General features: G+C 70.4%; 13 protein-coding genes. 5 read left to right on the plus strand and 8 right to left on the minus strand.

What is annotated here, in order from left to right:
* Positions 1–15: 15 nt before the first annotated feature.
* Positions 16–1,194, plus strand: a complete 1,179-nt coding sequence (locus ACV7JO_RS08550; RefSeq protein WP_470352989.1) for a redox-regulated ATPase YchF — start codon at positions 16–18, stop codon at positions 1,192–1,194.
* Here the strand turns inward: ACV7JO_RS08550 and ACV7JO_RS08555 are convergent.
* The gene (locus tag ACV7JO_RS08555) at positions 1,191–2,048 is read right to left on the minus strand and encodes a UbiA family prenyltransferase (RefSeq protein WP_470352990.1); all 858 of its coding nucleotides are present in this window, start codon (positions 2,046–2,048) and stop codon (positions 1,191–1,193) included. The two genes, ACV7JO_RS08550 and ACV7JO_RS08555, sit on opposite strands and share 4 nt — an antisense overlap.
* A gap of 44 nt (positions 2,049–2,092) precedes the next feature.
* On the minus strand, positions 2,093–2,467 hold the full coding sequence (locus ACV7JO_RS08560; RefSeq protein ID WP_470352991.1) for a hypothetical protein: 375 nt from the start codon (positions 2,465–2,467) through the stop codon (positions 2,093–2,095).
* An 88-nt stretch (positions 2,468–2,555) separates the two neighbouring features.
* On the opposite strand from ACV7JO_RS08560, the gene ACV7JO_RS08565 reads away from it, so the two are divergent.
* Both ACV7JO_RS08565 and ACV7JO_RS08570 read left to right on the plus strand, forming a co-directional pair.
* Entirely contained in the window at positions 2,556–3,434 is an 879-nt protein-coding gene (locus ACV7JO_RS08565; RefSeq protein WP_470352992.1) for a hypothetical protein, read from the plus strand.
* Positions 3,435–3,473: 39 nt separating this feature from the next.
* Positions 3,474–3,605 carry a hypothetical protein gene (locus tag ACV7JO_RS08570; RefSeq protein WP_470352993.1) on the plus strand — a complete coding sequence of 44 codons (132 nt, stop codon included), beginning with the start codon at positions 3,474–3,476 and terminating at the stop codon, positions 3,603–3,605.
* Positions 3,606–3,612: 7 nt separating this feature from the next.
* Here ACV7JO_RS08570 and ACV7JO_RS08575 read toward each other — a convergent pair whose 3' ends face one another.
* From ACV7JO_RS08575 to ACV7JO_RS08595, 5 genes are all read right to left on the minus strand, one after another.
* On the minus strand, positions 3,613–3,909 hold the full coding sequence (locus tag ACV7JO_RS08575; protein ID WP_470352994.1) for a DUF8036 family membrane protein: 297 nt from the start codon (positions 3,907–3,909) through the stop codon (positions 3,613–3,615).
* Positions 3,910–3,955: 46 nt separating this feature from the next.
* Positions 3,956–4,234: an ArsR/SmtB family transcription factor gene (locus ACV7JO_RS08580; protein ID WP_470352995.1), complete on the minus strand. Its 279-nt coding sequence runs from the start codon at positions 4,232–4,234 to the stop codon at positions 3,956–3,958.
* A 101-nt stretch (positions 4,235–4,335) separates the two neighbouring features.
* Positions 4,336–5,457 (minus strand): pyridoxal phosphate-dependent aminotransferase, encoded by a 1,122-nt coding sequence (locus ACV7JO_RS08585; RefSeq protein ID WP_470352996.1) that lies wholly within the window; start codon positions 5,455–5,457, stop codon positions 4,336–4,338.
* Positions 5,458–5,553: 96 nt separating this feature from the next.
* Positions 5,554–5,757 (minus strand): hypothetical protein, encoded by a 204-nt coding sequence (locus tag ACV7JO_RS08590; RefSeq protein ID WP_470355795.1) that lies wholly within the window; start codon positions 5,755–5,757, stop codon positions 5,554–5,556.
* A 35-nt stretch (positions 5,758–5,792) separates the two neighbouring features.
* Positions 5,793–6,563, minus strand: coding sequence for a DUF7839 domain-containing protein (locus ACV7JO_RS08595; RefSeq protein ID WP_470352997.1), 771 nt, complete (start codon positions 6,561–6,563; stop codon positions 5,793–5,795).
* A gap of 83 nt (positions 6,564–6,646) precedes the next feature.
* On the opposite strand from ACV7JO_RS08595, the gene ACV7JO_RS08600 reads away from it, so the two are divergent.
* Positions 6,647–7,327 (plus strand): metallophosphoesterase, encoded by a 681-nt coding sequence (locus ACV7JO_RS08600; protein ID WP_470352998.1) that lies wholly within the window; start codon positions 6,647–6,649, stop codon positions 7,325–7,327.
* A gap of 36 nt (positions 7,328–7,363) precedes the next feature.
* Positions 7,364–7,519: a hypothetical protein gene (locus ACV7JO_RS08605; protein WP_470352999.1), complete on the plus strand. Its 156-nt coding sequence runs from the start codon at positions 7,364–7,366 to the stop codon at positions 7,517–7,519.
* An 18-nt stretch (positions 7,520–7,537) separates the two neighbouring features.
* On the opposite strand, the gene ACV7JO_RS08610 is transcribed toward ACV7JO_RS08605, so the two are convergent.
* The gene (locus ACV7JO_RS08610) at positions 7,538–8,794 is read right to left on the minus strand and encodes an NAD(P)/FAD-dependent oxidoreductase (protein ID WP_470353000.1); all 1,257 of its coding nucleotides are present in this window, start codon (positions 8,792–8,794) and stop codon (positions 7,538–7,540) included.
* Positions 8,795–8,819: the final 25 nt, after the last annotated feature.

Consider the following 8,819-nt stretch of genomic DNA (forward strand, 5'->3'; position numbering starts at 1 on the left):
GCGGTAGCAGATGGCATGCTCTCTCTCGCGCTCGCCGGCAAGCCAAACGCCGGGAAATCGACCTTCTACACGGCCGCAACGATGGCCGACGTGGACGTGGGCAACTACCCGTTCACGACCATCGACGCCAACCGCGGCGTCAGCCACGTCCGCACCGACTGCCCGTGTCTGGACCGCGACCAGCGCTGTGGCGACGACGACTGCCGGGCGGGCAAACGTTACGTCCCCGTCGAACTCGTCGACGTGGCCGGCCTCGTCCCCGGCGCACACGAGGGCCGGGGACTGGGCAACCAGTTCCTCGACGAACTCACCAACGCCGACGTCATCCTGAACGTCGTCGACGCCTCGGGCGGGACCGACGCCGAGGGCGAACCGGTCGAAGTCGGGAGCCACGACCCGGTCGAGGACGTGAACTTCGTCGAGACGGAGATGGACCTGTGGCTCGCCAGTATCGTCTCCCGTAACTGGGAGTCCGTCGAGCGCCAGTCCCGGTCACCCGACTTCGACTTGGACGAGGCGCTGGTGGACCTGCTCGCCGGCGTCGGCGCGACGGAGTTGGACGTGGCTCGCACGCTCCGGGAACTGGAGTACCCCGAGGACCCCATCGCGTGGGAGGACGACCACCGCGAGGCGCTGGCCCGCGAGATTCGCCGGCGTACCAAGCCCATCGTCGTCGTCGCCAACAAGGCCGACATCGCGCCCCCGGAGAACGTCGAGCGCCTGCACGAGGCCGCCGACGTGGTGGTGCCGGCCACCGCCGACGGCGAACTCGCCCTGCGGCGGGCCGCCGAGGCCGGCGTCGTCGACTACGACCCCGGCGACCCCGACTTCGAGATAACCGGCGACGTGAGTACACAGCAACGCGAGGGGTTAGAGCGAGTCCGCGAGGTGATGGCCGAGTTCGGCGGGACCGGCGTCCAGACGGCGATGGACACCGCCGTCTACGACCTGCTGGACCACGTCACGGCCTACCCGGTCCAGAACGACACGCAGTGGACCGACGGGCAGGGGAACGTCCTCCCGGACGCCCACCTCCTCCCGCGTGGGTCGACGCCGCTGGACCTCGCCTACGCCGTCCACTCCGACATCGGCGACGGCTACATCCACGCCGTCGACGCCCGGAAGGGGATGCGGGTCAGCGACGAGGAGGAACTCGAAGAGGGTTCGGTCGTCAAGATAGTCAGCGACGACTAGGCGAGCGGCCGGAACCACACCGCCGCCACCAGCACCGCGAGAAAGAGGTAGGACGCCCGGACGAGCAACATGGTGGCGAGTTCGGGGTCGGCCCGCCGGGCGACGGCGGCCACCGCACCGAACGCCAGCGCCGCCCCCGCCGCGGTGGGCGGCACCGCGGGCACGGCGGCCGCGAGCGCGACGACGCCGCCCATCGCCGCCAGCATGAGCGCTGCCGCGAGTCGACGGGCGCGCCGCGGGCCCAGCACCACGGCGACGGTGCGCTTGTCGATGGAGCGGTCGTAGTCGTAGTCCGTCTCGTCGTCGATAACCTTGATGCCCGTCAGCAGGAGGCAAAACACCGCGGCGAGGCCCAGCACCGCCGCCGACAGCCTCCCGGCCTGCGCGTAGAACCCCCCAAGCAACGCCAGCGCGATACCGGCCGGGTACCCCATCGTCGCGCCGACAGGATTACGGTCCAGTTGGGGCGCGTGCGCGTAGCCGAGGACCCACATCGGGAGCGTCAACAGGACCGTGCCGACGCCGGCCAGCGCCCAGAGCGCGGCGAGACAGGCCCCGAAGCCCGCCGTCGCGCCGACGAGCGCGGCCCGACAGCCGCCGACGGTCAGCGGGTGGTCGTCGTCCTCGTCCCGGACGTGGAAGTCGACGTAGCCGTCCGTGACGTGGGCGGTGTAGACGGCGAGGAAGGTCGCGGCGGCGTGGACGACGGCGACCGAGACGCGGAAGTCGGCGGCGGCGAGCGCGGCACCGAACAGCGAGGTGGCCAGCGGCGGGAGCATGAACACGGGGTGGACCTGCGACGCGAGGGCGCGCCCAGCCGCAAGCGCTCCCGAATCGTGTCGGGCGATTGCCATGCTCGGAGGGAGGGAGCGGCGTGTGAAAAAGTCTCGTGCGCGGCTCAGGCGCGCCAGTTGTCGCGGTCGAGCACGAACGGGGAGATGTGCGAGGCGAGGTCGCGGCCGGCGTCCTCGGTCGGCGTGTGGAGTTCGCCCGACACCGGGCCGGCCTCCCCGCCCAACCCCTCGGTCTGTGAGACGGGGTCCGTGCCGGTGGGGTACGGCCGCCGGGAACGGACCCGGTCGCGCAGGCGCTGGACCGTCGACGGCGAGAGCTGTCGGTCGAGGTGCTGGAGGTCGTAGCGGACGATGAAGCCCCGCGTCGCGGCCCGGACGGCGACGACCGGCTGTCCCCGGTCGGCACAGCGGTCCCAAATCGCGGCGCGCTCCTCCGGGGTCGCGTACACCGGGACGTTCGACGGTGCGAGATGGTCCATCGGAACGCTGTACGTGCCCGAGCGGTATCGGTGCTTCGGCCCGGTGGGGCGGTACGATTATTACGCCACCACCGGACAGACCTGACAGATGAGCGAACGGAGTGGCGAAGTACAGTCGGGGAGCGGCCTCGCTGTCGGTGCCCATCTGGTCGGAGCGGCGCTCGCAGCCGTGGCGTACGTCGCCTTGCTACCGCTCGCTCGGGCCCTGTCCCCGGACGCCGTGGCGGCGGTCTGGCCCAACCGCGTGGAGGTCGCGCTACTGATGTACGCGTCCACCGTCGTCGTCGGGACCTACGTGACGTACGACCCCGAGACGGCGGGCAGTACCTACCCCGCCGAGACGCACTTCGAACTGGACGCCGAACCGACCGGGGGTCACCAAACCGACGTAGCGACCTACGAGCGGACCGTCGAGGAGTCGCGCCACACGCTGTCGAACCAGATCGAACTGGCCGACGAGATAGACGACAAGGCGATGCGGACCACCCGGACGGCTGTGTTGGTGCTGGGTATCGTCATCTCGGCGCTCGGCATCGCGGGCGGCAGCCCCCTCGAATCCGTCAGCGTGTTCACGCTGGCCGTGGCCGCCGTCGGCGTGCTCCTGCTCGTCGCCTCGTCGGTTCTCGGGACGGGCACCTACACCGTCAGCACGTCCATCCCGTACGGGATTGCGAGCGACCACCGGCGTGAAGTGCTCCGCGAGGGGTACTCACGGAGCGAGTGGCTGGTCTCGCTCATCAGGAGCTACAACGAGTGGTCGGCCGAACTGGCGAAGCAAAACGAGCACAACGCGGCGTATCTCAACCGCGTCCAAATCCTCTTTATTCTCGGTATCGTCTGTCTGCTGGTCGCGTCCGGGATGCGACTGTTCGACGCACGGTTCGCCGTCCATCCAGTGGCGACGCTCGTGTCCGGACTCGTCGTGGTCGTCGAGTCGATACGGGCCGCGACGTGGGACCTCGCCTAGCGCCCAAGAGTTATATGTGCGCTGACGAAAACTCACAGCATGGTGAAGTCACAGAAGACGGGCCGCGATATGGAGCCCGAACGCGGGAGCAAGGGGTCCGAGGGCGCGCTGAGCCTCTTTCGGTTCCTCGGCATCCGGCCGGCCGAGCGGCGCGACGACAGCGACGAGTGAGGGGGCGTCACCGCAGCGTCGTGTAGCTCAGCCCGGCGACGGCGACGAACTGGAGCGCACGCAACACGAACACGGCCTCTTGGACGTGCGGGTCGCCGGCGTAGAAGCTCTGCATCGAGAAGAAGTAGTACAGCGCGACGGCGTTTTCCGCGAGCATGGCGAGGGCGAACGCGAGCAGCCCGGCCACCAGCCCCGTCCGGAACGTCGCGTAGTTGCGCGCCCAGACGCCGACCAGCGGCAGGAGGAGGAGGACGTTCAGTCCGGCCAACACCGCCGCGGCGGTGATGAGCGGCCCCATCGCCATCAGCGCCACGCTCCCGCCGGTCCGCGCCGTCGTGTGGTGGTCCCGGTCATTCGTCCATCTGGTCGACGATGTCCTCGAAGGTGTCGCGGTACTTGTCGAATCGGTCGGTGAGGAAGTACAGCTTCGCGTAGTCCTCGTCGCCGGACTCGACGACCCCGTGATCTTCGAGCTGTTCCATGTGGTGGCGAACCGTCTTGTAGCCCACGTCGAGTTCGTCGGCGAGTTCGTTCGCGTTCATTGGTCGCTCCAAGAGAGCGTCGATGATGCGCGCCCGGTTTGCCCCGCCGCGCGTCGCCGTCAGCAGGTACCAGAGCGCTTTCTCCATCGCACTGTCTTGCCGAGTCGTGCGCCCGGCCACGGTATATGTCTGTCTCTCGGTCCCCCCGGCGAGCGGCGTCGTCCCCGCCCGGCGAACGCCGTCGCCACTCAGCGCAGGGCGGCCGTGGCGTCGGCCATCACGCCGATGGCTTCCGTCAGCGTCTCGGCGTCGGTCGCGTAGGAGATGCGGGCGTACCCCTCGCCGTGGCTGCCGAAAGCCTCGCCCGGGACGACGACGACGCCGCGGTCGATGACCTCGTCGACCCAGCCGTCGGGGACTTTCGGCATCGCGTAGAACGCGCCCTTGGGCGTCGGACACTCGAGGCCCATCTCGGCGAGGCCGTCGAGCAGGATGTCCCGCCGTTCCTCGAAGGCCGCGCGCATCTCGGCGACCGGCTCCTGCGGGCCGTCGAGCGCGGCCTCGGCGGCGTACTGGGCCGGCGCGGAGGCACAGGCCTGCGCGTACTGGTGGACCCGCAGCATCCGCTCGATGCGGTCGGTCGGGCCGGTCACCCAGCCCAGCCGCCACCCGGTCATCGAGTAGGCTTTCGAACAGGCGTTGACCACGACGACGTTGCCCGACTCGGAGAACTCCGCCGGCGAGCGGTGCTCGCCCTCGAACACCTGCTTCTCGTACACCTCGTCGGAGATACAGAGCACGTCGTGCTCGTCGGCGATGCGGGCGAACTCCCGCATGTCCTCGGGCGACTGGACCGCGCCTGTGGGGTTGGCCGGGGAGTTGACGACGAAGACCGCGGTGTCGTCGGTGATGGCCTCCTCGACGGCCGCCGGCGAGAGCGTCAAGTCCTCGCGCAGGGCGACCGGCTTCGGGGTGCCGCCCGCGAGGTGAGTCAGCGCCTCGTAGGAGACGAAGCCCGGGTCCGGCAGTATCACTTCCTCGCCCGCGTCGACGTGGGCCTCCAGCGCGAGGTGGAGCGCCTCGCTCCCGCCAGAGGTGGCGATGATGTCGCCGGGAGCCACGTCGAGGTCGTTGTCCCTGCAGTGTTTCGCGGCGATTGCCTCCCGCAGGGACTCGGTGCCCTTGTTGGAGGTGTAGGCGTCGGCCTTCCCCGCGCGGATGGCCTCGACGGCGGCCTCGCGGGCGTGGTCCGGCGTCGGGAAGTCCGGCTGGCCGAGGCCGAGGTTGATGGCGTCGTCGCCGGCGGCCTCGAACACCTCACGGATGCCCGAAATCGACACCTGCTCGACGCGGCGTGAGAAGCCTGTCATACCTCTAGGGGGCGGCCACAGCCGATAACTGTTGGTGGTTCCGGGCCGACGCCGGTCTCTCGGGGCGGTTCGCCGGGAACCGCCCGTCGTCGGCCGTCACTCCCGGGCGGCGCGCAACTCCGCGAGGGCCGTCTCCAGTCGCCGGAGCGTCGCGTCCGCGTCGGTGTATCCCTTCTCGTAGACTGCGTAGGCGTCGTCGGCCTCCGCGAGGAAGGCGTCGACGGCCGCCGCCAAGTCGGCATCGCCGGGGCTGTCGGTGTCGATTTCGCCAGCGCTGTCGGCGTCGGTGTCGTCGGTCATACGCGGGAGCAGGAGCCGCGGCGGCAAAAGCGTCCTCACTGAGCCACGTCGTAGGCGACGGCCGCGTCCCGGAGCGCGTCGGTGACGCGGCCGACGCTGTCCTGCGTGACCACGACGACGGCGTCGAGGCCGCGGGAGGCCGCGTCGGCAGCCACCTCGCCGGCGGCGAAGTACGTCGTCGGCTCGACGCCGGCGTCCCGGAGGGCGACGACAGACTCGACGCCGGCGGCGGTCACGATGGCAGCGTCGGCACAGGCCGCGGCGATGGCGTCGGTGTCCCGGACGCTCCCCGAGCGGATAGGCGGGACCTGAATGACGCTGACGTGACCCGGGTCGAGGTCGATGACGCCTTCGAACCCCGTGACGCCGACCACCTCCCCCTCGGCGGCGTCGGTGGTGGTGATACCGGTCGCGCCGCCGGCGTCGCCGGGCGCGGCGTGGAGGAGGCCGTCTTCGAGCGAGAGGGTCACCGTCTCGCCCTCGTCGAGGGCCGCCGCGGCGATTGCGGCGTCCTCCTGAACGCTGCCCAGCACGTCGTCGGTGACGTGGTCGACGAACCGCCGCATGTCGGTCGCCGACTGGAACACCCAGTCGACGCCCTCCTTCGTGACGCGGTAGCGGGAGCGCCCCTCCTTCTCGACGAGGCCCTCGTCGACCAGTTCGCGGATGTACTCGCTGACGGCCTGACTGGTGACGCCGACGGCCTCGGCTATCTCGCCCTGACTCACCGCGGGCTGGCGCTCGGCGATCTCGACGAGGATGCGAAATCGCGTCGCGGCCCGCTTGTTTTCGAGGACGTCGACCATACCTCCCCCTCGGGTGTCGGACTTAAAAATACCACCGACCCGCAACGTCAGCGGTTTGTGCGTGTGGCCCCGAGAGCGGACCGATGGACGCGACCTACGACGGCCGGGCAGTGGTCCTCGACGGGACGCTCGTCGTCGCCGACCTCCACGTCGGCCGGGGCACCGGCGGCGACCTCGAACTCCCCGTCGGCTCCGGGACCGACATGGTCGAGCGGTTCGGGTCGCTGGTCGACCGCCACGACCCCGCGACGGTCGTCGTCGCCGGCGACCTCCTGCACTCGTTTCGGACGGTTCCCCGGACCGTCGAGAGCACCGTCGCCGGCCTCCGGTCGGCCTGCCGTGACCGCGGCGCGGAACTGGTCGTGACGCCGGGCAACCACGACACGATGCTCGATTCGGCGTGGGACGGCCCGACCGAGCGCGAACACCGCGTCGGCGACACCGTCGTCTGCCACGGCCACGAGCGCCCCGAGACCGACGCCGACCGGTACGTCGTCGGCCACGACCACCCGACCATCGAGATAGAGGGCCAGCGCCGCCCGTGCTATCTCGTCGGCGAGGGGCAGTACCGGGGCAGCGAGATGGTGATGCTCCCGTCGTTCAACCGACTCAACGCCGGCGTGGCGGTCAACCGGATGGACGCCGGCGACTTCCAGTCGCCGCTCGTGACCGACGCCGACGCGCTCGAACCGGTGGTGTGGGACGAGAACGCGCGCGAGACCCTCTCCTTTCCCCCGCTGGGCGAGTTCCGGCGGATGCTATAGCGGTAGGTATTTGAGCCGTCGCGGTGGACGACCGGTATGGTCCAGACTGGTGCCGCGCTCGCACTCATCGCACTCACGCTGGTGTCGCTGCTCGCGCTGTACTTCGCGACGATAAAGTACGTCTCCGACGTTCTCTACCCCGAAGACGAGGAGAGCGAGGGAAACGGGAGTAGCGGCGGCCCGGTCGCGTAGGCCGCCGCGCCACGACAGTTATCCGGAGAGCAGGTCCGCGGCGACCCGGCCGCTCTCCAGCGCACCCTGTATCGACGACCAACGGGTGTAGTCGCCGGCCAGCACGACCGGCCCGTCGGGGGCGTCGGGGTCCGGGAGGGCGGCGCGAAAGCCCGGCGACTGGGCGAACTGCGCCAGCGGGACGCGGTCGGTCCGCAGGTGGGCGAGGTCCTCGAAGCCGGCGGCCGGGTACCACGACGACAGCGCCCGCCGGACCGCGTCCGCCAGCGCCGCGTCGTCTTCGTCGGGGACGCCGAGGAACGTCGCGCTGTACAGTTCCATCCCCTCGGGCGCGTACTCGGGGGCGACGGCCGACATCGGCGCGACCGTGTTGGGCCGGTCGTCGGCCGCGTTGAGGACGATTCGCTTGCCCGTGTCCGGGGCCTTGCTCGTCGGTAACGAGAAGTACTGCGTCACACAACCGAGCGTCTCCGTCGGGACGCCGTCGACGCCGGTCAGGTCCCGGGCCGTCGCCGGGTCGGTCGCCACGACAGCCGCGTCGGCGGTGACGGTCTCGCCGCCGGTCTCGACGGTGACCTCGCCGTCGCCGCTGTCGAGGGCGGTCACCGCCCGCCCCGTCTCGATAGTCGCGCCGGCCGCGGTCGCGCGGTCGGCCAGTTGCTCGGGCATCGCCTGCATCCCCGCCGCGGGCACGAATATCTCGCCCTCGGTGAGCATCTTGTAGGTGTACTCGAAGACGGCGCTGTCGGTACCGAGCGAGCGGTCCAGCGTGATGCCCCCGTAGAACGGCTCGGCGAACCGCTCGACGAACCGCCGAGAGAAGCCGTAGTCGGCGAGGTACTCCCGGACCGTCTCCCCGCCGCCGTCGAGGAGTCGCTCGGGGTCCGCGCGCCGGAGGTCCCGCTGGAGCGCGAACAGGCGGAGTTTGTCGGTAAAGGCCACGTCGCGGTTGAACAGCGTCTCGGGCGCGGCCGTGGGGTTGCGAAGCGGGTCCGACAGCACCGTCCGGCGGTTCGGCCGGGCGATGGTCGCGCCCGGAGTGAACGGCCGGGGGCTGAGCGCCGCGACGTTCAGTTCCCGCTGGACGGCCGGATACGCCGAGAACAGGACCTGAAAGCCGCGGTCGAGGGTATAGCCGTCCTCGTGGGCCGTCCGGACGCGGCCGCCGACCGCTTCGGCGGCCTCGAACACCGTCACGTCACGCCCGGCGGTCGCCAGATGGCGGGCGGCGACCAGTCCAGCGAGTCCCGCACCTGCGACGACGACGTCTGTCATGCCCGGTGGTTCGAACGCCCCGACC

It is taken from the genome of Haloarcula sp. MBLA0138 (genome assembly GCF_055632455.1).

Excerpts from the sequence above, each read along its gene's own strand:
- ACV7JO_RS08555 (WP_470352990.1), bottom strand. The coding sequence starts at position 2,048 with ATGGCAATCGCCCGACACGATTCGGGAGCGCTTGCGGCTGGGCGCGCC.
- ACV7JO_RS08590 (WP_470355795.1), bottom strand. The coding sequence starts at position 5,757 with ATGACCGACGACACCGACGCCGACAGCGCTGGCGAAATCGACACCGAC.
- ACV7JO_RS08565 (WP_470352992.1), top strand. The coding sequence starts at position 2,556 with ATGAGCGAACGGAGTGGCGAAGTACAGTCGGGGAGCGGCCTCGCTGTC.
- ACV7JO_RS08585 (WP_470352996.1), bottom strand. The coding sequence starts at position 5,457 with ATGACAGGCTTCTCACGCCGCGTCGAGCAGGTGTCGATTTCGGGCATC.
- ACV7JO_RS08595 (WP_470352997.1), bottom strand. The coding sequence starts at position 6,563 with ATGGTCGACGTCCTCGAAAACAAGCGGGCCGCGACGCGATTTCGCATC.
- ACV7JO_RS08605 (WP_470352999.1), top strand. The coding sequence starts at position 7,364 with ATGGTCCAGACTGGTGCCGCGCTCGCACTCATCGCACTCACGCTGGTG.
- ACV7JO_RS08610 (WP_470353000.1), bottom strand. The coding sequence starts at position 8,794 with ATGACAGACGTCGTCGTCGCAGGTGCGGGACTCGCTGGACTGGTCGCC.
- ACV7JO_RS08560 (WP_470352991.1), bottom strand. The coding sequence starts at position 2,467 with ATGGACCATCTCGCACCGTCGAACGTCCCGGTGTACGCGACCCCGGAG.
- ACV7JO_RS08550 (WP_470352989.1), top strand. The coding sequence starts at position 16 with ATGCTCTCTCTCGCGCTCGCCGGCAAGCCAAACGCCGGGAAATCGACC.
- ACV7JO_RS08575 (WP_470352994.1), bottom strand. The coding sequence starts at position 3,909 with ATGGCGATGGGGCCGCTCATCACCGCCGCGGCGGTGTTGGCCGGACTG.
- ACV7JO_RS08570 (WP_470352993.1), top strand. The coding sequence starts at position 3,474 with ATGGTGAAGTCACAGAAGACGGGCCGCGATATGGAGCCCGAACGCGGG.
- ACV7JO_RS08600 (WP_470352998.1), top strand. The coding sequence starts at position 6,647 with ATGGACGCGACCTACGACGGCCGGGCAGTGGTCCTCGACGGGACGCTC.
- ACV7JO_RS08580 (WP_470352995.1), bottom strand. The coding sequence starts at position 4,234 with ATGGAGAAAGCGCTCTGGTACCTGCTGACGGCGACGCGCGGCGGGGCA.